Source organism: Peribacillus sp. ACCC06369 (assembly GCF_030348945.1).
GTDB lineage: Bacteria > Bacillota > Bacilli > Bacillales > DSM-1321 > Peribacillus.
Genome location: NZ_JAUCEN010000002.1, coordinates 4,010,289 through 4,032,156, shown reverse-complemented (window position 1 = coordinate 4,032,156; position 21,868 = coordinate 4,010,289). Strand labels below are relative to the sequence as shown.

General features: G+C 40.3%; 21 protein-coding genes and 1 pseudogene. 12 read left to right on the top strand and 10 right to left on the bottom strand.

Annotation, left to right across the window (positions count from 1 at the left end; genetic code table 11):
- Positions 1-285: 285 nt before the first annotated feature.
- Entirely contained in the window at positions 286-1,407 is a 1,122-nt protein-coding gene (locus QUF78_RS20430; RefSeq protein ID WP_289326085.1) for an alanine dehydrogenase, read from the bottom strand.
- A 456-nt stretch (positions 1,408-1,863) separates the two neighbouring features.
- Here QUF78_RS20430 and QUF78_RS20425 point away from each other — a divergent pair, with 456 nt between their 5' ends.
- Together QUF78_RS20425 and QUF78_RS20420 are read left to right on the top strand one after the other, a co-directional pair.
- Positions 1,864-3,504 (top strand): PucR family transcriptional regulator, encoded by a 1,641-nt coding sequence (locus QUF78_RS20425; RefSeq protein ID WP_289326084.1) that lies wholly within the window; start codon positions 1,864-1,866, stop codon positions 3,502-3,504.
- A 538-nt stretch (positions 3,505-4,042) separates the two neighbouring features.
- Positions 4,043-5,110 (top strand): NAD(P)/FAD-dependent oxidoreductase, encoded by a 1,068-nt coding sequence (locus tag QUF78_RS20420; RefSeq protein ID WP_289326083.1) that lies wholly within the window; start codon positions 4,043-4,045, stop codon positions 5,108-5,110.
- Positions 5,111-5,314: 204 nt separating this feature from the next.
- Here the strand turns inward: QUF78_RS20420 and QUF78_RS20415 are convergent, their stop codons facing one another.
- From QUF78_RS20415 to QUF78_RS20400, 4 genes are all read right to left on the bottom strand, one after another.
- Entirely contained in the window at positions 5,315-7,261 is a 1,947-nt protein-coding gene (locus tag QUF78_RS20415) for an FtsX-like permease family protein (RefSeq protein ID WP_289326082.1), read from the bottom strand.
- Positions 7,251-8,012, bottom strand: coding sequence for an ABC transporter ATP-binding protein (locus QUF78_RS20410; RefSeq protein WP_289326081.1), 762 nt, complete (start codon positions 8,010-8,012; stop codon positions 7,251-7,253). Before QUF78_RS20410 ends, QUF78_RS20415 begins: the two co-directional genes overlap by 11 nt.
- A gap of 100 nt (positions 8,013-8,112) precedes the next feature.
- Positions 8,113-9,117 (bottom strand): sensor histidine kinase, encoded by a 1,005-nt coding sequence (locus tag QUF78_RS20405; RefSeq protein ID WP_289326080.1) that lies wholly within the window; start codon positions 9,115-9,117, stop codon positions 8,113-8,115.
- Complete coding sequence (locus tag QUF78_RS20400) at positions 9,114-9,803, bottom strand: response regulator transcription factor (protein ID WP_289318312.1); 690 nt, start codon at positions 9,801-9,803, stop codon at positions 9,114-9,116. Before QUF78_RS20400 ends, QUF78_RS20405 begins: the two co-directional genes overlap by 4 nt.
- A 198-nt stretch (positions 9,804-10,001) precedes the next feature.
- Between QUF78_RS20400 and QUF78_RS20395 the strand changes: the two genes are divergently transcribed.
- Positions 10,002-10,340, top strand: coding sequence for a zinc ribbon domain-containing protein YjdM (locus QUF78_RS20395; protein ID WP_289326079.1), 339 nt, complete (start codon positions 10,002-10,004; stop codon positions 10,338-10,340).
- A 76-nt stretch (positions 10,341-10,416) separates the two neighbouring features.
- On the opposite strand, the gene guaC is transcribed toward QUF78_RS20395, so the two are convergent.
- Together guaC and QUF78_RS20385 are read right to left on the bottom strand one after the other, a co-directional pair.
- On the bottom strand, positions 10,417-11,400 hold the full coding sequence (guaC, locus tag QUF78_RS20390) for a GMP reductase (RefSeq protein WP_289326078.1): 984 nt from the start codon (positions 11,398-11,400) through the stop codon (positions 10,417-10,419).
- Positions 11,401-11,771: 371 nt separating this feature from the next.
- Positions 11,772-12,275, bottom strand: coding sequence for a DinB family protein (locus QUF78_RS20385; RefSeq protein ID WP_289315290.1), 504 nt, complete (start codon positions 12,273-12,275; stop codon positions 11,772-11,774).
- Positions 12,276-12,973: 698 nt separating this feature from the next.
- Here QUF78_RS20385 and QUF78_RS20380 point away from each other — a divergent pair.
- The 3 genes from QUF78_RS20380 (at position 12,974) to QUF78_RS20370 (ending at position 15,538) form a co-directional block, all read left to right on the top strand.
- Positions 12,974-13,642, top strand: coding sequence for a YdeI/OmpD-associated family protein (locus tag QUF78_RS20380; protein WP_289326077.1), 669 nt, complete (start codon positions 12,974-12,976; stop codon positions 13,640-13,642).
- 121 nt (positions 13,643-13,763) lie between these two features.
- On the top strand, positions 13,764-14,774 hold the full coding sequence (locus QUF78_RS20375) for a permease (protein ID WP_289326076.1): 1,011 nt from the start codon (positions 13,764-13,766) through the stop codon (positions 14,772-14,774).
- The gene (locus QUF78_RS20370) at positions 14,774-15,538 is read left to right on the top strand and encodes a TIGR03943 family putative permease subunit (protein WP_289326075.1); all 765 of its coding nucleotides are present in this window, start codon (positions 14,774-14,776) and stop codon (positions 15,536-15,538) included. The genes QUF78_RS20375 and QUF78_RS20370 overlap by 1 nt, the downstream gene beginning before the upstream one ends.
- A gap of 63 nt (positions 15,539-15,601) precedes the next feature.
- On the opposite strand, the pseudogene QUF78_RS20365 reads toward QUF78_RS20370, so the two are convergent.
- Positions 15,602-15,700, bottom strand: a pseudogene (locus QUF78_RS20365) (hypothetical protein); the annotation flags it as partial.
- Between the two features lie 121 nt (positions 15,701-15,821).
- Between QUF78_RS20365 and QUF78_RS20360 the strand changes: the two are divergent.
- On the top strand, positions 15,822-16,262 hold the full coding sequence (locus tag QUF78_RS20360; protein ID WP_289326074.1) for a ferritin-like domain-containing protein: 441 nt from the start codon (positions 15,822-15,824) through the stop codon (positions 16,260-16,262).
- Between the two features lie 62 nt (positions 16,263-16,324).
- Here QUF78_RS20360 and QUF78_RS20355 read toward each other — a convergent pair whose 3' ends face one another.
- On the bottom strand, positions 16,325-17,221 hold the full coding sequence (locus QUF78_RS20355) for a DMT family transporter (RefSeq protein WP_289326073.1): 897 nt from the start codon (positions 17,219-17,221) through the stop codon (positions 16,325-16,327).
- Positions 17,222-17,356: 135 nt separating this feature from the next.
- Between QUF78_RS20355 and QUF78_RS20350 the strand changes: the two genes are divergently transcribed.
- From QUF78_RS20350 to QUF78_RS20340, 3 genes are all read left to right on the top strand, one after another.
- On the top strand, positions 17,357-17,812 hold the full coding sequence (locus QUF78_RS20350) for an RrF2 family transcriptional regulator (protein ID WP_289326072.1): 456 nt from the start codon (positions 17,357-17,359) through the stop codon (positions 17,810-17,812).
- 75 nt (positions 17,813-17,887) lie between these two features.
- Positions 17,888-18,598 (top strand): DsbA family oxidoreductase, encoded by a 711-nt coding sequence (locus tag QUF78_RS20345; protein WP_289326071.1) that lies wholly within the window; start codon positions 17,888-17,890, stop codon positions 18,596-18,598.
- A gap of 132 nt (positions 18,599-18,730) precedes the next feature.
- On the top strand, positions 18,731-19,012 hold the full coding sequence (locus QUF78_RS20340) for a hypothetical protein (RefSeq protein ID WP_289326070.1): 282 nt from the start codon (positions 18,731-18,733) through the stop codon (positions 19,010-19,012).
- A gap of 170 nt (positions 19,013-19,182) precedes the next feature.
- Here QUF78_RS20340 and QUF78_RS20335 read toward each other — a convergent pair whose 3' ends face one another.
- On the bottom strand, positions 19,183-19,338 hold the full coding sequence (locus tag QUF78_RS20335) for a hypothetical protein (RefSeq protein WP_289326069.1): 156 nt from the start codon (positions 19,336-19,338) through the stop codon (positions 19,183-19,185).
- Between the two features lie 168 nt (positions 19,339-19,506).
- On the opposite strand from QUF78_RS20335, the gene QUF78_RS20330 reads away from it, so the two are divergent.
- Complete coding sequence (locus tag QUF78_RS20330; RefSeq protein ID WP_289326068.1) at positions 19,507-20,322, top strand: uroporphyrinogen-III synthase; 816 nt, start codon at positions 19,507-19,509, stop codon at positions 20,320-20,322.
- Between the two features lie 13 nt (positions 20,323-20,335).
- Positions 20,336-21,781, top strand: a complete 1,446-nt coding sequence (cobA, locus tag QUF78_RS20325) for a uroporphyrinogen-III C-methyltransferase (RefSeq protein ID WP_289326067.1) — start codon at positions 20,336-20,338, stop codon at positions 21,779-21,781.
- The last annotated feature ends 87 nt before the right edge of the window (positions 21,782-21,868 follow it).

Here is a 21,868-nt window from a genome sequence, read left to right as displayed (position 1 = left end):
TAAAAGAGTCAGAAAGATGCTAGGGAGCCTGCTTTGAATTATCCATGAATTTGTTGTGTAGAACTTATCTCCCCGTTCCTCGTAGAGAATTCCGTCTGCAGAATGACAAAGATAATTCATTGGAATGTATATTATATCTTATATAATTCCTGCAAAAGTTTTCTCGCTGGCATCTTTCCTGACTCCTAGAAATTCTTTAGTAGCGATTTGTTCAATAACTTGTATACTGATTTCTAATCAATAGAAATGAAACGTAGAATATGAGATGACTCTAAGGACGCTTTATTATTTGGACAATAGTAACTCCGTTTTTATATCAGTATAAGGCATGTTATGATTGATCCCAACTTCGTGATGAACAATTTCACCGTTCAAAGTGCTGATACAATTTCTTACTATTGCATCATTTACTACAACCTCTTTCAAACCATTATTCGCAATGTTCATAATATATGGGCCGGTTGTCATCAACATCATGTTTGTCGAGGTTTGTGGACATAGAGCAGGCATATTCGGGACACAGTAATGTAGGACTTCTTGTTCGTAGTAAACTGGATCCTCTAAAGTCGTATAACGTGAGGTTTCAATTATACCCGTTCCTGCAATATCAATAATAATAGAATTAGGTTTCATCTTACTGACCATCTCTCGTGTTATGAGAGATTCGGTTACCCCTGGCATCGGATAAATTGTATTAATTAAAACATCACTTTGAATAAGTTCTTCGAACATCATATCTTTATCCCAACACAAAATGTCCACCTGTGGCAACTGATCGTTCAAATAATCAATGCGTTTCATTGATGCTTCCATGATTGTTACATTCAATCCAAGACCCACAGCAACTTGCGCAGTATTGAGTCCAGCATTGCCACCACCAAGTATGAATACTTTGCTCGACGGTAAACCGGCCAGTTTCCGGAGAAGTATTCCTTTTCCACCATAACCATATTGAGCATATTTGACTGCTTCAAGCATTGCTAATGTTCCTGCAATTTCACTCATTGGTTTAATTGTAGGTCTAGTCCCATCAGGTAAAACGATTAATTCCATTGATAATGAAATTGCTTTTTTATCTAGTAATGCCTGTGTCATTTCATGATTTACATCTTCCGCCAAATGAAACCATGCCATTATCATTTGATTTTCTCTAAGAAGGCCGTATTCATAGGGTTGAAGTTCCTTCACTTTAACAACAAATTCTGCCTTCTCATAAATTTCGTCAATCGTGTTTGCTATTTTTGCTCCAGCCAAAACATATTTTTCGTCACAAAAACCACTAGCTTCACCTGCCATGCGTTGTATTAGTACTTCATGACCGAAAGCTGTTAATTTTTTTACCCACGTTGGATTTAATCCCACTCTAGTCTCTGCAGTTTTTAATTCTTTAGGCACTCCTACTATCATTGTTCATTCTCCTTTTTAATTGCATTTAATTTATTGAACATTCTAAAATCTTACAGGGAAATGATAACCCTTTCATTAGACACGAGGTTAAATTTATATTAGTTTTTTTTTAACCAAGCACTTTCGGTCATCTTGAACTTTTATGAATACAGCATTGGTGAAAAAGTGAAAATTTTTCATTGTTTATCTAATATTTTGGTCGTTTTAAGTTTCAGTAATCCACCGTTCATTCGCACATATAACTGATGAAATACGGTGTAAATGGATACCATTATGAAAGATTCTCAGGTTGATTAAGGTATTTCATCAAAGCAGGTAAAAGAACGTACTTATAGACACCGACCCGTATTACTTGGGGGTAAACAGAGAAAGGGATCCATATTTTATGGGCTTAGACATTCTAGTATAGTTATAATAAGATGATACAGCTAACAATTATTAAATGAGGAGGTACATATGCTTACAGTACAAGATGTTCTTAAGCGCCCACTCTTTTCAAAGACGGAGGTAGTTGCGGGGGCAAACGGGTTGCACCGTCAAGTCAAATGGACACATGTCCTTGAAATTCCGTTTTTTGATGATACCATCTTTCAGGGAGGGGAACTGATACTCTCCACCGGATTTGGCTTTGAATGGAGAGACTCCTCTAATACTTCATTTTTGTTAAATCTTATCGAACGCAACGCCTCATGTTTATGTATAGAACTTGGACACTACTTCGAAAAGGTCCCTAAAGAAATGATCGAGATGGCAAATGAGTATAACTTTCCGATTATAATTTTCAAAGAATTCATAAATTTCGTCGAAATAGCGCAGGATCTACATTCGTTTTTCATTAATGCTCATCATGAGAAGTTGATTACATTAAATTCAATTTCAAGAGAATTCCATTCATTGTCACTCACTACTCATGGGTTATCCAATATTTTAAAGTTGTTGCAACAGAAGACAGAAGCACCAATTATCTATCTTCCTATAGAAGGAACACCTTTTTCGATTCCAGGATTGAAAAATGAATTTATGGAACAGCTACTTCAAATCATTTATGAAGATAAAGAACACTGGCACGACCGAATTACAAATGATTCGCCCGTTGAATGGAAGGCATTAAACCATACTATTCTTCTCCAACCGATCGGAGCAATGGATCAAATCTGGGCATACCTTGTTATGGTTTTAGATCGTGAATCGGATGAATTTGATTTCCTAATCCTTGATCGTGCTTCTCTAGCAATCTCACAAGACTTATTGCGTAAACATTATTTGGATGAAAAACGATTACGTTTAGAATCTACATGGCTAAATGATTTACTTTATAGACGCATCAATAATGAGGAACAAGCAAGGGGATTTATTTCGTTAAAATCTAAGCACGCTTCTATACGTTATCGAATTGCAATCATTGATATCGAAGATGTTTTTCATCCGACTTCATTAAGTTTATCGGATGAAGAAAATGAATCTGCTATTTATCATTATTCTTTAAAAATTCGATCTGGGTTCGCAAAATATTCTTTTACACCCTATATCACATCAATAAGAAATCAGATTATTGTATTAGCTATTGATCTTGGAACTGCCGATTCCTCTAAGGCGCGCTTCTTGAAAGTGATCGAAACCTTGCTATATGTTAGAGAAGGTGAATCTAGTCAAATCCGTATAGGCGTTGGGCGACAATACCAGTTACTTTTGGATGCTCATAATGGTTATCGAGAAGCGCAGTTAGCTTTAAATTATCGTACGTTTTCAACAAGTGCCTTTTACGAAGACCTTGGAATCTTTCGGCTGATTCAATTAATTCAGCATGATCAAGATACAGCCCATTTTATTGAAGACTATCTCTCTCCTTTAATATCCTATGATAAGGAATATGGAACGGAATTGCTTCTGACTTTAACGAAATACTTTGAGTTTGATCGCTCAAAGAAGCTTACGGCTCAAAAATTGCATATTGTAAGACAAACACTCTATCATCGGATGGAAAAAATAAAAAAGATTCTTGATTTTGATTTTGATATGCCTGAGAACAGATTAAACGTTGAAATGGCTTTGAAAGCATATCAACTTATACAACAAGGGGGAGTACTTACGAAGTAGTTATCAACCGCCAATCACGGGGTGCATAGCAACGTGTTCCACAATATCTCTTGTCTACTTTCTAAGATTAATTATACGAAAAGAAAAAACTCTCTCTACGGTTGTAGCTATTTCACTGGATGTGCCCTCTGAGGAGAACAAATCTTGGATTGGATTTAATCAGAATGCAACGAACAGATATATTGAACACTTTATTAAAACGAGTCAACTTTTCTAATATAGTAAAAACGGGCATATGATAAGAGAGCTATCCTGTTAAACTACTTTATCTATGAATAAAGCAGGTTAATTTTTAACGTTACACCAATACCCTTACTCCATTTTCAACCTAATTTTGCATTCTAATGGTAATACTCCATTTATCATTCATACGTTCTTAATGAATGGTAAGTTTTAGTGATTGGAAATAAACAACTCTGTTGATTTTTAAAATGAACAGAGTTTTTTAATAAATCCATATTGTAAAAAGTGAGAAAAGAGTGTACGATTAAATGAGAATGATAATCAATCACACTTGATTACCGAGGAGTGGACGTAAATGGATCAGCAAGATTTATTTGATGTAACGGTTATTGGAGGCGGGCCAGCAGGCCTTTACTCCACTTTTTATAGCGGACTTAGAGAAATGAAAGTTAAACTGATTGAATACCAGCCACAGCTAGGCGGGAAAATTCATGTTTATCCAGAGAAAATGATTTGGGATGTAGGAGGGCTGACGCCCACTACGGGGGAAAAATTAATTGAACAGCTCGTGGAGCAGGGGTTAACATTCAATCCAACGGTCGTGTTGAATGAAAAAGTGGAATCGATCACACGTAATGAGGAAGGTATATTCGTTTTACATACAGCATCAGGTCAAAAGCACTTTTCCAAAACGATCATTGTCGCAGTCGGCGGTGGAATCCTGAATCCGCAAAAGTTGGAAATAGACGGTGCAGAAAGGTTTGAAGTCTCCAATTTAAACTATACCGTGAAGTCTTTCAATCGTTTCAAGGATAAAACGGTGATCATTTCAGGCGGCGGGAATTCTGCAATAGACTGGGCAAATGAATTGGAGCCCATCGCCAAAAAGGTGTATCTGACATATAGGAAAGATAGTTTAGCAGGTCATGAATCACAAGCGAAACAATTGATGGAAAGCTCTGCGGTTTGTTTCTTGAATACCATGATCACAAAATTGATCGCTTGCGCTGATCATGAATCAATTGAATATGTTGAACTGACGAATCATGAAAAGGGCGAGGTATCTTACTTGCCAATCGATGAAGTCATCATCAATCATGGTTATGAGCGTGATACATCGCTGCTTCGAAATAGTAAAGTGGATATTGCCATAGTCGATAATTATTATATTGAAGGTACTTCCGCCAGTGAATCCTCGATGGATGGAATATACGCTGCCGGTGATATCCTAAAGCACGAAGGTAAATTGAACTTAATAGCAGGTACCTTCCAAGATGCAGCAAACGCCGTAAACAAGGCAAAGCAATATATCCAGCCTGACGCTAACGGAGTGGGCATGGTCTCTTCACATAATGAAGTCTTTAAAAAGCGCAATAGGGAATTGATCAAAGAAATGATGAAGAAACCGGCTGGGGTCCTTTAAAGGGAAACGAAAACTGAAATCTGGTTCGAAATGTCTCACCCCCGAACCATGATGATAAAAAAAGACTTGTTTATCCTTCATGGTTTACTTTTTTATGGATGGAATCCCATTGGATTTCTGAAAACAGCTGGAACTTCTTCGGATTTTTCTAAGTCTAAAAGCTCCAGGGCCTCATGGGCCCTGGAGCTTTTAGCATCTTCCACATTATAAAGATTCTTTGATGACCTTCTTGTAATGGAATACGGATAGGATTGCGAAAATCGAGTACAATGCCGTGTATAATGCCATTACGATGATCATCGGTGTCCAAACTTCGGTACCGAATAAGAACCATCCTGATTGGACTGCGAAATAACTGTGAAGCAGTCCGACGACTAAAGGAATGCCGAAATTGAAAATTTGTTTTGCTTGGATTCCCCTTAGTAAGTCACCTCGCGTGAATCCCAGTTTTCTTAAGATGGTATAATTGGATTTTTCACCTTCACTTTCATCCATTTGTTTGAAATATAGGATACAGCCGGATGTGATGAGGAAGGTTAACCCCAAGAAGCCGACGATGAACATGATAAGACCCATGTTCTTCTTCTGGGTGTTGAACATTTCAAATTGGGAATCATTCACATGTTCTTCTTTAAAACTCATTTTATTGAATAGATCATTCGCTTTTTCAACTTCAGCTTCATCCTTCACATCAATGCCGATATTTACAGATGATACTTTTTGGATTTTCGGGTCGACATCCTTCTTCAAACGGTCGAATATCGTTTGGTCTACAATGGCAACGGGCAATCCGCCGTTCGTGAAGTAATAGGACACGAAGGTATCATCATTCAATCCCATATATGTTTGCGGAATCACTTCGTGTTTGCCCTTCAGTTCAATCTTTCCGGAATCCTTCAAGGACATGACCTTCTCCATCATATTACTGTATCCGCTGAAAAGGGTCTCATCTTCAGCGAGGTTGATTCCTTTAACGGATTCATCACTGATGACAGGAACGGTCATGATGTCCGGATCAAAGTTCACACCTTCCAAGCTAGTCTCCATTATTTCCTTTACATTGACATCCACTTGAATGACATCAATCATCTTTTCGTCGTAATCAATTTTACTGTCTGATAAAGCTTCTTTGAATGCATCCGCATCTCCCTTATCCGTCATGGAAAAATCGGTGGGGATACTGCTTTGTGCCATTTTCTCCGCTGAGTAGTAGGAGATATAGCTTAATGATAATAACCCAATCGCCAAAGCCGAAACGGTCGTGATGATCGTCAATAATATCGCATTCGATTTCATCCGGAACATGATGGATGAAAGGGACAATACTTCATTGATGTTCAAATAGCCATTTTTCTTTTTACGGACGATATTAAAGATGAAGCTTACGGATCCTTTATAGAATAGGTAAGTACCGATGATAACGGATGCCAAAATGAAGATCATGGCCATAAAAAGCTCGCTCATCTCTGAAAAGGCTCCATCGAATAACTTGGATGAAACGACATAGCCGGCAATGATCAGGATGATTCCGAATATCCCGATGATCATTTCGAGCATCGAAACCTTTTTCACTTTTCCTTCCGTCATTGAAGTCACCCTAAATAATGATAGGATGGTCTGCCTTTTAATGAAGGCATAATTCATCAACATGATGAAAAGATAGATGGCGCTAAAAACGAGAATGGTTTGAACAAGCGGCTGAAAAGAAAATTTAAGGGTCGCGATCGCCTGGACACCCATTATTTTAAATAATATCATGATGATCAATTTTGAAGCGGCAAACCCTACAAAGATTCCCAGGAATACGGAACAGAAATACAGGATCAGGTTTTCCACACTTAGGATACGGAATATCCTGTTCTTGGTCATGCCGATCAATTGGAATAAGCCAATTTCTTTACTGCGTCTTTTTATGAAAATGCTATTGGCATATAAAAGGAATATGGAAACAATCGCAACAAGCAGGATCGATGCAGCCTTGATGGAGGCGGCCCCTTTCACCGTACCCTCCGCTTCATCCAGCGATGGGTCATATTGCAAGGTGACAAAAGCAAAGTAAAGGGAAGCGCTGAAGACCAGGGCAAACACATACAGATAATAGTTCTTCAGATTCTTCTTCAGATTTCGAAAGATGAGTTGATTAATGCTCATTTTGAACCCCTCCCAATACACCTTGTGTTTTCATGATGTCCTTGAAGAAGGTTTGTCTGGATTCCTCACCTTTATTCAATTGTGTATAGATTTGTCCATCTTTAATGAAAATGACTCGGCTGCAATAACTGGCGGCCACTGGATCATGGGTTACCATGATGATGGTCGCTTTGCGCTTTCGATTCATTTCGCTCAGTTTGTTCAGTAAATCGGATGCTGATTTGGAGTCAAGCGCCCCAGTCGGTTCATCCGCAAATATGATGCTTGGATCATGGATGAAAGCCCGTGCTGCAGACGTACGCTGTTTTTGGCCACCGGAAATTTCATTTGGGTATTTATCCTTCACTTCATATATGCCCAGTTCTTTCGCTACGTTTTCAAACTTTTGTGCCGCTTCATTTTTGGGTGTTTTTGTAATGGATAAAGGCAGAAGGATATTTTCTTTGACAGTCAGTGTGTCCAATAAGTTATATTCCTGGAAGATGAAGCCTAGATGGTTCTTCCGGAATTCGGCCAAGTTCTTTTCTTTCATACCTGAAATCTCTTTTCCATCGATCGTAATGGTGCCGTTGCTGATTTTATCGATCGAGGAAAGGACATTCAGCAAAGTCGTTTTTCCTGAACCGGATGCACCCATGATACTTACGAATTCACCTTCTTGTATGCTTATATCGAGACCCTTTAATACTTCTTGTTTATTGAATTTATTACCATAGCTTTTATGGATTTTTTTCGCTTCTAATATATTCATTTGAATACACTCCTTTTTTTCTATATCCTCATTATAAAAGGCCATGTATTTCTTTTCCTTCGTTTGGACGAACAAAGAATAAAAGCATGTGACATTTTTGTCACATGCTTGTGATATTCACGAATTCATTTCTTTTTGGGAAGGTCAAGGTAATGGTCGTTCCCATTCCAAGCTCTGATTTTACGTCAATGGAGATGAATAGGGACTCTGCTGCATTCTTGGTTAAATATAAACCCATGCCAGTTGCAGCCGTGTCACGATGATTCGTCGTGGATGTAAATCCTTTATCAAATATGCGGGATAAATCCTTTGGGTCGATGCCCCGTCCAGAATCTTTCACTTCAAGAACCGTTTGTTCAGCTTGTTCATGGCTATATATCGTGATATCGGAGTTTTCACTGTATTTAATGGAGTTAGTCAAGAGCTGCCTCATAATGAAGGCCAGCCATTTGGCATCACTTAGCACTTCGGTAACATCCAATTGTATATCGAAGCCGATGCCTTTTTGAATGCACCATGATTGCAACGTTTTAATCTCATCAAAGATTATTGTTTCCAAATCTGTATTTTCAATATACAAATCATTTTCAATGAAAGGCATGCGCCTTTGATGGAGCTGCTGATCAAGTAGGAGGTGAATGCGCAGCCACTCATAAGTCAAATGGGATTTCAGCAATTCATCATCCAAGCGGTCAATCATTAAATGCATCGCCGTCAATGGTGTTTTCACTTCATGAATCCAAGATAATAATTCATCCTTCTCCTGCTCTAAAGTCATTCGGCCAATTAATGCGGATTGCTTCAATATTTCGGTTTGGTTAATGATGCTGTTTTCTATGATTTTTTCGAAAGGGCTTTCCGGTTCGGCTATATTCGTAATATCCAGGTTGTCTTCCCGCGCTTCTAAACTTTTATAGAAAAATGTTTCTTTTTTATAGCGGAATATCAAAAACATACTGAATATGAGCAACGATAAAAAAACAATATACAGTATGGGTTTTAACGGAATGGCCGAATCAAGATAAGCGACAAAGATGATGAATAGATGAAGCAGTATGTAGAATGTGATCCAGCTGAACCTTTCCACGAGATATTTTCTGATCATGCGTTTGCCTCTTCCACGGCGATATAGCCCTGTCCGACCTTCGTTTCGATAAAATGCCCTAAACCCAGTTCATCCAACCTCTTCCGTAAACGGTTCACATTCACTGTAAGGGTGTTATCGCTTATGAAACGTTTGTCATCCCATAAGCTATTGATCAATTCCTCCCGGCTTACAATCTTGTTTTTCTGTTCAATAAGCTTTTTCAAGATGAAAATTTCATTTTTCGTCAATTCGATTGAGCCAGTCTCGGCCGATACCGTGTTCTTCTCGTAATCCACTGTTGCACCGCACCAGGTTTTCAATTCGATCTTTTCGGTATTGTAATTATATACCCGGCGGAGGGTGGCCTGTATTTTTGCGATGAGTACATCGAAATGAAAAGGCTTCTGGATAAAATCATCGGCTCCAAGCTGCATGGACATCACCATATCGGTCGGATGATCCCGTGATGATAAAAAGATGATGGGAACATTGGAATGGGCCCGGATCATTCTGCACCAATGAAACCCATCAAACTTCGGCAACTGTATATCAATGATGACCAAATCAGGTTTTATGTCCGTGAATTCCTGAACCACTTTACTAAAATCCCCAATACCGTAAATATCATAAGACCATTGCGCCAATCTATCTTTAATTTCATTGAATAACGTCGTATCATCTTCTATCAATAGTAGTTTAAACAAAGGTTTCACCGCACTTTCCAGCTTTTTCTTAAAAGTATATAGTAAAACCTTTTTAGGTTCTATAGGAGGGAGGAAACGGGAGCTGAAATAGCCTGTCCATCGTTACAAAGAACGCATCATCAACTCTAAAATATTACTTGTTGTATGTAAACCATTATTATATTAGAATTGACAATAACGAATAAAGGAAGTGAATTTATGTCTGCTATTCCTAATTGCCCTGCATGTAATTCAGAATATACATACGAAGACGGAAGTCTTTTTGTTTGCCCAGAGTGCGCCCATGAGTGGACGATGGAATTGGAAACTGAAAATAATGATCAAAAGACTATTAAAGATGCAAATGGAAATGCTTTGAATGATGGTGATACCGTGACGGTAATCAAAGATCTTAAAGTGAAAGGGAGCTCATCCGTTTTAAAAATGGGCACAAAAGTCAAAAGTATCCGTTTAGTTGATGGAGATCATGATATTGATTGCAAGATCGATGGTTTTGGTGCAATGAAATTAAAATCCCAATTTGTTAAAAAGGTATAGTGAACTTATATAACGAATGAAAGAACGGTCTAATCTATTGATTAGACCGTTCTTTTTTATGAGATTGGATACTCAATTAATAAACTTTGTCACCGTTAAAGATTGAATTCTTAACGACCACATAATCCACGTTCCGGATGGCTTCCAACTTGGTTCCTCCGGCATAAGAAATGGAAGACTGAAGATCTTGTTCCATTTCTTTCAACGTATCTTCCAAAAATCCTTTGTGCTCGACAAACATCTTTTTGCCTTCAACGTTTTTCTTTTCACCTTTTTGGAATTCAGAAGCTGAACCAAAGTATTCTTTAAAGGCCTTTCCATCTTTCTCGATCGTTTGACCTGGAGATTCTTCATGTCCAGCAAATAATGAACCGATCATGACCATGGAAGCTCCGAATCTAACTGATTTAGCTATATCACCGTTTGTGCGAATGCCGCCGTCAGCTATGATTGGCTTGCTAGCCGCTTTTGCACACCAGCGAAGTGCAGCTAATTGCCAGCCGCCCGTTCCAAATCCAGTCTTGATTTTAGTGATGCATACTTTCCCTGGTCCAATGCCTACCTTTGTAGCATCGGCACCGGCATGTTCCAATTCCCGTACCGCTTCCGGAGTTCCCACATTTCCTGCAATGACAAAACTTTCAGGTAAATGTTTTTTAATATGCTGTATCATCTTTATCACGGCATTGGAATGACCGTGTGCAATATCTATCGTAATGAATTCAGGCACAATATTGTCTTCTGATAATTGTTGAATGAATCCGTATTCTTCTTCTTTAACGCCGACACTGATGGACGCGATTAACTCACGTGCATGCATATCTTTAATGAAAGTCAGTCGTTTTTCTGGTTCAAAACGATGCATTACATAGAAGTAACCGTTTTCAGCCAAGTAAATCGCAATCTTTTCATCAATGATCGTTTGCATATTGGCAGGTACAACAGGTAACTTGAAAGTATGTTTACCCAAAGTAACGGATGTATCACATTCCGAACGGCTATTTACTACACATTTTGCAGGAATTAATTGAATATCTTCATAATCAAACACGTTTTCCATACTATGCACCTCTATATACGAATATTTTTGTCATTTTATATAAAAATTGTTCGCCCCACTAGGTAATGTACATCATTTTTATCAGTAAGTCAAAATTTTTAATGGTTTTATTTTGTGTCACTTCAGAAAAGTTATGACAAATTGATAAAGAGAAGGGTAAATCGAACGTATGCCATCGTATAAATAATGATAGAGGAAACCGATATTTGGCTGTATGAAACGCTCAGTGGAAAATTGGTTTTTACAAAAATGCCAGAAAAACATGTCTGTTATTTCTAACTGGATAGTAACGAGTTCTCAAAATAGTAAAAGCTAGACACTTTAGAAATGAGTGTCTAGCTTTTTAGTCTATTCAGCTCAGGTGGAAGGGATTATAATACCGATGATTTTATTTCTTGTATCTGCTTGATATGCCTTTGTTCATGTAAGGATAATAATTCAATCCATTGATCCAAAGAGAGGTCCCCGAACAGGGGATGCTTGGCTTTCTTTCTATTCAAGATGATATCTGAATCCATATCGTAAAGAACCTGTAATAACCGATCCCTTGATTCTGCCAGTAAATCCATAAGGCTCGATAATTGAAAGGGGGCTTTTGAGGGTGAAATGATATCAGGGGTTGCGAATTTCTTTGTTCTATTAGTAACCAAGTAAATGTTTTTTTGGATGATATTATTAAAGTCCCTTTCCTGAATGCCATTTGCTATAGCTTCTGTAAATACCTGTTCAGTAAGATATAAATGATGGCAAATTTGGGCGATGGTCCATACTTCAGGTGCAGGCCTATGGTGGAGCATTTTTTCATCCAATTCCGTAACTTCCTCTATTAACTGGTTTCTTGATTCGAATAGTAAATCATACTCGATAAAATTCATGGGAACTCCCCTTTTGTGACACCCCCATTTGAAAGCATCACTGATTTTTTTATATAGAAAAAACAAAGGGATATCGACTGCATAAAAACTAGGACATACGATGAGGGAACTTATTAAAAAATACACTGATTTAAGTGGATTCGTGATTTGTTTTCAATGTTGGGTTATGGGTGCTTTTGCAGAAGTGACACTATGCATCTAAGATAGGCTTCGATTTGAGTAAGTGTGAAGAAAAGGCATATTTCATGGGTAAGGACATTGTTCAATAATCGGCTTTAATGTTGTCTTGAGGAAGAAATGCAGAGCTGAAGTCAGAACAGTACTTCCAGGGACTATATCTTTTCTGGAGCGTTGATACCCTATCATGCCTATGCATAAAAGTTAAATTTATGCCTGCAATCTGAATGTTGAGCTTCAAAAACTAGAATGCGACTCTAGGGCTTTCTCTGGTGAATCCGGAAATGTAAGTTGGCATTCAAAAGGGAAAAAGAAACTATTAGAAGCTAAGCGTTGGTATTGATTATATCTGAAGTATAGCACAGTTAATATTTTCCTAGAAATGATTATATGAAAAAAGACGGAAGGTTTACTCATCGTCATTTTGCTTTTTAGATGGAAACGATTATCAAAAGTTGCGAACCGAATGGGGAACTTTTAAACTGTAGATAGTCAAAATGAAATGGGATGGGTGAATGCCGATGGCTAAAACAATAGTTGAAAAACTGAATTTACATAAATATGAACGGGTGGCAGTCTTGGATTTGCCAGCCGGGGCGGATTATTTAGCGGAGCTTCCGGATTACGATACAGAGCTTATTGAAAGAGCGTATGATCTTATATTTGCCTTTGTATTGGATATGGATTCCTTAAAAGGAATCGTGGATAAGGTGATCGAGAAAAATCATTTGAGTAAAAACGGCTATTTCTATTTGGCATATCCCAAGAAGGGGAATAAAGAATATGCCACATTTATTCATCGTGATGATTTGATGCAAGGCCTGGGTGCGGATGAAAGCGGTTATGTTGGATCGGGTGACATGAAGTTTGCACGTATGGTGGGATTGGATGATGTCTTTACGGTAGTCGGACTGAAAGAAGATTCGGAAAATAGAAACCGTCCATCTACCAAAGCAAGCCAATCAGTAGATGATTATATCGAAATGATTCAGGAAATTGAGAAAGATTTGCAGGAATCCCCTGAATTGCTTGCGTTCTATCAAGCACTTACCCCAGGGTACCGTAAAGATTGGGCCCGCTACGTGTATAGTGCGAAACAAGAGGCGACCCAAGTGAAACGGCGCCAGGAAATGAAATTGATTCTAGGAGAGGGATACAAGAGCAGAGATCTTTATCGAAGAAATAAATGAGGGTGGAGGAATGTCTTCCATTCTCTTTTTGTTTCTTGTCATGTTCATCCTATCAAAAGCATATACTAGACCGAATCAAAACTTAAATCGTAATAATTATGATTTGTGAGGGTGGTTGAACATGCTTTTGAAACGATACACGGGCAATTTGCTGTTATTGATTCTATTGTTTTTGCTGCTAGCGTTCTTTTTTCTAGGCGATGTGTTCATTCCAAAAGCGATTGATTTCTCGGGCTATCCGATGCTTCACTCTGTGCTCGTCGTGTTTTTGGGTTTGTTTTTAGAATCGATTCCTTTCTTGTTCCTGGGTGCCATTGCATCTTCATTCATTCAGTTGTTCATCAGTGAAGAAATCATTCAGCGAATGATACCAAAACGACCCCTGACGGCTATTTTTGCTGCGATAGGGGCAGCACTGATCATTCCGGTCTGCGAATGTGCAATTATACCGGTCGTACGGAGATTGATTCAAAAGGGTGTCCCGGTCCATGCAGGTGTTGTCTTGCTTGTAACTGCTCCAATATTGAATGTCATCGTGTTTGGCTCAACTTATTATGCGTTCCAAAATAATCCGTCCATTCTATATGGAAGAATCATTCTTTGTGTCTTGACCGCCGTGATCGTAGGTTTATTCGTTTATATATTCAGCACTAAAGATGTGGTGAAAGAGGAGAAGGTGGAACTGGTTCATGGGCATGAACATGATTTTCGGTCAACTAAATGGACAAGCTTCATTGATCATACTTCACAGGAATTTTTCATGGTCGGCAGATACTTTATCATCGGGGCTTTGTTTGCCAGTATATTTCAAGTGATTATGGATCGGACCATACTGGCCGATATTGGTCAGGCGCCGATAAAAGGCACGGCGTTGATGATGGGGATTGCGTTTGTGCTATCACTCTGTTCTTCAGCTGATGCATTCGTTGCCGCCTCCTTTTCCCATAGTTTTTTACCAGGTTCGATACTGGGTTTCCTAGTATTTGGGCCAATGCTGGATTTGAAAAATGTCCTGATCATGATGTCCTGTTTTAAACGGAGCTTTGTCGTCACATATGTCTTGCTTGTTTTCGCAGTCGTCTTCAGCCTATGCCTGATTGCAGGCGGATTGATCAGTAAGGGGGGCTTCTGATGAAACGTTTTTTTATCCAAAGACTAGAGGGATTGCTGCTGCTTGGACTGGGCCTCATGATTTTTAAATTGTATGTTTCGGGACATTTAACGAAATTGATTGCACCCAAAATGGTTCCATATGCATTGGCGGCGCTTTTTGCTTTTTTAGTGATCAGTCTTCTCCGTCTAAAAAAACAAAAACAGGGTACACATCATTGTAATTGCGAATCGAATGGAGAGTCTTCCTCGTCCGCGTTGGTCCTGAAATATAGTTTGTTTTTCATTCCGATCCTTCTCGGCTTCACCTTGACCGATTTTACATTAAGCGGTGAAGTGCTGGCAAAAAGAGGGATGGCGAATCAGCAGCCACAGAAGGTAAGTTCGTATGATACTGGGAAACATGTGAATGGGGATAAAATCACCGTTACGGATGATAATTACTTTGAGGTACTGGATGATTTGCTGAACAACCTCGATGCGATTGAGGGGAAAGAAATAGAGCTTTCGGGATTTATATATCGTGAAGATACTTTTACGGACAAACAAATGGCCATCTCCCGCCTCTCCATGTCCTGCTGTGTAGTCGATGCGACATTATACGGATATATGGTCAACGGGAATGTGGAGGGCATGAAGACGAATGATTGGTACACCATAACGGGTACATTAAAAAAAGGAAGCTATAAAGGTGAAGCCGTACCTGTGATCGATTTAAAAGAGTCGAAAAAAATAAAGGCACCGGAAGAAGCTTATTTATATGAAAATGTGCAAATCATTCAATAGGATTGGAAAACCCGGCAAAAGGATTTTTTGCCGGGTTTTCAACTGGTGCCGAAAGGGGGATTTTGCCTGTACGAAGATACCCTTTTCATGTAAAAAGGCCTTAAAGCCATATATTCCATCATAAGATCCCATTCCGCTTGTATTTATACCGTCGAATGTCAGAAAACGTGGGCGGCGAGAATTCTCTTCAAATTCATACTTTGAAGGCATAAATTGTTTTGATGGGCACCTGGTTCTCTGTTATTCATACTATATGGGATAAAGAACAGGGAGGGGTTATGCCATGTATGGGCATGATACGTATGAAGGTGATTGGAACAGACAGAAGGATATGGTGATTCAGCTAGAAAAGGCGATAAATGGGGAGTACAGTGCCATCCAGTGTTATGAGAAATTGGCAGCATTAGCGCCGGATGAAAAGCAGAGGAAACAAATCATTGAAATAAGGGAAGACGAAATAAAACATATTCAAGCATTCACCCGGATATACAACAGCTTGACCGGGATGCAGCCACAGCCTAAAGTGACGGAACCATGCCCGGACTCCTATGCAGCCGGATTGGAATTTGCCGTTCAAGATGAACAGGAAACAGTGGATTTTTATCTGGATGTCGCAGATGGTGCGGCTGATAGAACCATCAGAAAGGCGTTCCGGCGTGCTGCCGCCGATGAACAAAACCATGCCGTCTGGTTTTTGTTTTACTTAGTAAAACTCAAAGGCTGATTCATTAGTAAGGAAAGTTGAAAAAAAGCCAGGAAATTATCCTGACTTTTTTCACTTTCACTTTAGGACAGCTCCTGGTTCATCAATCTAGTTTTTTTTCGTACCCCTGGTGAAATCGTCAATGAGATGATTCCGCATAAGAGTAATCCGACCCCGATCCATGACATGGGGGACAAGCTCTCGCCGACAAGGAAGACACCGAGAAGAGCGGCTGTCAGCGGCTCGGCGAGTGATAAGGAAACGGCTGTTGATGAAGGAACGGATAAAAGTCCTTTATTAAAAAATAAGTAGGCTGCTGCTGTAGCAAGAAGTCCAAGGTGAAGGCTGACGGCCATCCCGTTCGCTGTGCCGATCCAGCTGATATCCAGTATGAATAAAGCGGGTGCCAATAGCAGGGCGCTAAAACTAAAGATGACAGCGGCAGTTGCTTCTGGAGGTTGTTTATCCAAAATCCTTTTACTAACCAATGTGAATACCGTAAAGGAAACTCCAGCCCCAAGCGCAAGCAGCGCACCTACAGGATCGATGGTAACGGATCCTTTATTTGAAAAAAGCAGTAGACACCCGGCAATCGATAAACCCGTGGCGGTCCACCAGCTTGTTGATGGCCGTTTTTTACTGAACAGCCATTCAAGGAATCCGGCGATGATGGGGGCGCTGCTTAAAGTGATGATGGTGCCAATGGCAATTCCGGTCATGCTGACAGCCATGAAAAATAGCGGCTGGTAACAGGCCATGCCTAACGTGGCTAAGATGGTCTCCTTTAGTGGCCAATTATATCGCGTTAATTTTTTTTGCCAGATTGCAATGAGCAATAATGCGGAACCGCCGACTGCCAAGCGGACGGCACCTATTGCTATGGGATGGGCTCCATCGGGGGCGAATGACTGGGCAGTTCCGGTCGTTCCCCACAGCATGGCACCAAGTATGACGAGTAAATAGGGGTATTTTTCCTTCATGGAAGTTCTCCTGTGATAAAGATTTACTATTCAGAATATATGATTGTATCAATTAAGTCAAAGCGTCCATTTGTTCGGGAGAACGTAACATAGTATAATGGGCTTACTATGGATAGTGGTGTAAGGGGGATAAGCATGTCTTCAGGTAATCGTAACAATCAAATTGGACCGCCGCGGTTTGCAATTGCCATTCACTCTCTGGTTTGGCTCGCACAAAGCGAAAAGCTCCTGACAAGTTCGGCAATCGCCTTGAAGGTGAATTCACATGCCACTTTTTTAAGAAGGGTGATGGCTCAGCTTGCAGCTGAGGGGATCGTCGAAACAAAGGAAGGGCGGGAAGGCGGATATAGCTTGAAGGTACCAGCCTCACAGCTTACTTTGGCCGATGTGTATCAAGCGGTACGGCCGGAATGCCTTGTTTGTATGGAAACGAGCGAATGCGGTGAAGTCGGGAAGCAGTTGGATTCGGCATTGGAGGAAATCATGAACGAAGCCGAAAAGGAAACATTGCGCCTATTAAAGGGCTATACATTAGAAGAATTCATGAAAAAAGTCGACTTCACCAATTTTGAAAATGAGTGTCTAGGGTAATTTCCTTGCAAGAGGATACCCAAGATTATATAATGTGCTTAATGCGATTGCATTTAAAATGAGGGGGTATTTTACATGAAGGTGGAAATTTGGTCGGATTATCAATGTCCGTTTTGTTATATAGGGAAGCGTCGATTCGAAGAGGCTTTGAAGCAGTTTGAAAATAAAGATCAGGTAGAGGTTTCATTTCGCAGTTTTGAGTTGAACCCAGAGGCTGAGCGGGATATCAATATGACGCAAAATGAAATGCTGGCCAAGAAATACGGCATGTCTCAGGCGGAAGTGGAAGCGAACAGCCAAAACTTGACTCAACAGGCAAAAGAATTGGGACTCGATTATCATTTGGACAAAGTGGTCTTAACAAATTCGTTCGATGCTCATCGCTTGATGCACTTTGCTGAATCGAAAGGCAAAGAGAACGAAATGAATGAACGCCTATTTAAAGCATACTTTACGGAAGGCAAACATATTGGCGATCATGCTACATTGGCTAGTTTGGCTGAGGAGGCCGGCCTTGAAAAGTCTGAAGCGGAAGCGATGCTGGCAGGAACGGCATTCACGGCGGAGGTTAGAGGAAATGAGCAAGAAGGAAGCCTGCTTGGAATTACAGGTGTGCCATTCTTCGTCATTAACCGCAAGTATGGAATCTCCGGCGCTCAGCCAACAGAAGCGTTCCTTGATACGCTGAAAAAAGTGTGGGCTGAGGAGAATCCGCTTCAAATGGTGAATGATCCAGCAACGGGCGAAGCTTGTACGGACGGTTCTTGTAACGTGCCGGAAAAATAATGAAGATATGAAGAAGGAGACCCGAAACTGGGGTCTCCTTTTTTTACTTAAAAAGGAAATGTTATGTATGGCAAAGAATATAGTGTACAGGATGTCTTTTCGAAAAAGTCCGAAATGAAAGGAAGCTAAAGGGTGTATATAATAATTGGAATACTAGTTTTCATGCTTGCATGTATATTAACTGCCAAAATCATTTCCTATAAATATTGGACATGTATTTATACGGCATTCGGGAATGAAAATTATTTTAAGGTGATTGCGAAATTGGAAAGTGAAGGGATACAATTCAAAACGAAGACGCCTATGAATTTAGGTTCCGAAAACTTTCAAAATCGCCATGAAACTAGTCAATATGATATTTTTGTAAAAAAAGAACAAGAGCAAATTGCCCAAAGGGCCCTTCATAACAATTAATAAATGTTAGATCATTGAAATTGGCTGTCCTGGAGGCAGCTTTTTTTAGTGACTGGAAGTGCAATTTGGGCAGGTTGTGCTTCTTTCTTTTGTGCGAATACTTAAATTGGTCAATACGGTTAAGGTTTGCAAGAAATGCCTCTCCTTGACAAACTGGAGTGAACTCCAGGTCAAGTTTTACTTTCTTGGAAACTCACGAGTATTTGCCCCAAACTCACGAGTAAAAGCGCGAAACTCACGAGTATTTGCTTCAAATTCACGAGTAAAAGCGCGAAACTCACGAGTATTTGCTCCAAACTCACGAGGGTGGGACTTATAAAAAGCAAAGTGCTGCTAAACTATCTTTCCTTTGAATTCATATAGGGTATTAGAAAGAAAAAGCGTTGATTTTGATATGGAATTCGTTTTTTATAGTTTCAAAGACTGAAAATTTGTATAATGGTTGAGATGGATAAGAGGTTTTAAAAATGAATGTACATATAGGAGGGGCATGGATGAGTAAGCTTAATGGCAGGACCATTGCTTTATTGGGAGCGAGGAAAACGGAAGAACTTAGTAAAATCGTTCATAATCTTGGGGGAGTCCCGCTGGTTCGTCCAGCACAGGGGACGGTATTCCTTGATGATTCTCATTTGGAAGAGGATGTCACCCGTTTGATGGCAGGGGAGTTCGATTGGATCATCCTCACGACGGGAGTGGGGACGGAACTATTATATAATACGGCAGTGAAAATGGAAGCGGGAGATCGTTTCATAGAAGCTTTGCGGTCCATGAAAATTGCAGCTAGGGGTTATAAAACGGTGAATATGCTGAAAAAAATTGGCCTGCAGCCATTAATCCGTGATGATGATGGCAGTACGGCAGGGCTCGTTCGTAATCTGGAAGGCCATCTTTCCGGAGATGTAAAGGTCGCTTTGCAGCTTCACGGCGATCCGGCGCCTCTTTTGATGAACTGGTTGGATGAGCAAAAGGTGAAACATAAAGAAATTCTTCCATACGAGCATATACCGCCCGAAAAAGAAATGATGCAGCAGCTGATTCAAGAAATCCTTGAGGGCAAAATTGATTCCGTTGTGTTCACGAGTGCACCGCAGCCACGAAATTTAATGAGATTTGTCCGTGAACAAGGTGTGGAGGATAAGATAATCGACCTGTTTGCATCGGATGTAATTGCTCTTGCAGTCGGAAAGGTAACGGCGCAGGTGGTAATCGATGAAGGGATAGAGCGGGTCATATATCCTGAAGATCAACGGATGGGCAGTGCAATGGTGGAGCTGGTGAAATATTATCAGGGAATTGCAAGCAGATAGGGGTGAGTGTGGTATGACCAAGGGTAAGGTCTATTTTGTTGGTGCAGGTCCGGGTGATGTGGGCCTGATTACCGTAAAAGGTCAAAAAGAGATTGAAAAAGCGGATGTCATTTTATATGACAGATTGCTGAATCCCAAACTATTGGAGGCTGCGACCCTCGATTGTGAATTGATATATTGTGGGACACCTTATGCGGATGGTATCAGTCAAGGGAACATCAATGAGCTGCTTGGGTCCAAAGCACTGGCGGGGCATCGGGTCGTCCGTTTGAAAGGCGGTGATCCCGCCGTTTTTGGAAGAGTCGGGGAGGAAGCGGAATCGTTGAAAGCTCAGGGTATCCCATTCGAAGTCATTCCGGGGGTTACGTCCAGCATTGCTGCATCCATGTACGCAGGAGTCCCCGTCACGCATCGGGATTATGGACGTTCATTTGCGATGGTGACGGGCCATGACCAAACGAAGAAGGATATAGATTGGAATGGGCTTGTGAATAGTATAGATACGGTTGCATTTTATATGGGTGTAGCAAACCTTCCGTATATCCGCGAAAATTTGATCAATCATGGAAAGCCGGGGAACACGCCGGCACTCGTCATTCAATGGGGCACTTATGGAAGACAGGAAACGGTCGAGGGGACCTTGGATGATATCGTCGAAAAGGTAAGTGGAAGGTCGCTTAGCAATCCGGCGATCACCCTGGTCGGGGATATCATTTCACTAAGGGGAAAACTGCAATGGTTCGAAAAGAAGCCACTATATGGTCAACGGTTTTTAGTGGCCCGGACCGGGACGGCAAAGAGTTCCTTGGCAGAAACGCTGCATGAACTTGGCGGCGATGTCATCGAGTTTCCTAAATGGAATGCGGCAAAAGTTGAAATAGAAGAAAGTCAGCTGATCTCTTTTCTTTCGTATGATCGAATCCTCTTCACTTCACCCGAAAGCGTCCATGGATTCTTGGATTCACTTACTGAACACGCTATTGATTTCCGCCGGATTTCTTCAAAACTTTATGTGATATCGCGGAAATCGAAGAAAGCTTTACAACAACGTGGACTAATGGCCGAGCTCAAATCCGAGATGCCGGAAGCCGGAACACTGTTGGTCATTGGAGATCGAAACAAGGATCAAAGAGATCCGGCTCATGGGGAAGGAGACTATTTTCAAACCATCACTAAATTTGTTGATGGAAGATTCCTTGAAATCCTTCCGAGAATGCTAGACGGGAAAGCTGTCGGAACGGTACTTTTTTCGAATCAGCATTCAGTTGATATGCTGTTGGAATATGGGAAACAGGCAGACGTGGATATTGAAGGGTTGCTAAATCATGCCTCCATCGGGGTAATTGGGGAAAGTACTGGCAAAAGACTTAAAGACTATGGATTTAAAGTGGATATGATGCCCGAGGAACCGTCTGTTGAACAATTGGTGGCTTTGATCGTGAATAGGAATGGTTTTTAGGCTCTGAAAAAAACAGAGTCTTTTTCCTTTTTTTACCCAAAAGACCGGTGTTAAATGATATGATTTTCCTTTGGAAGGGAGTGTTTT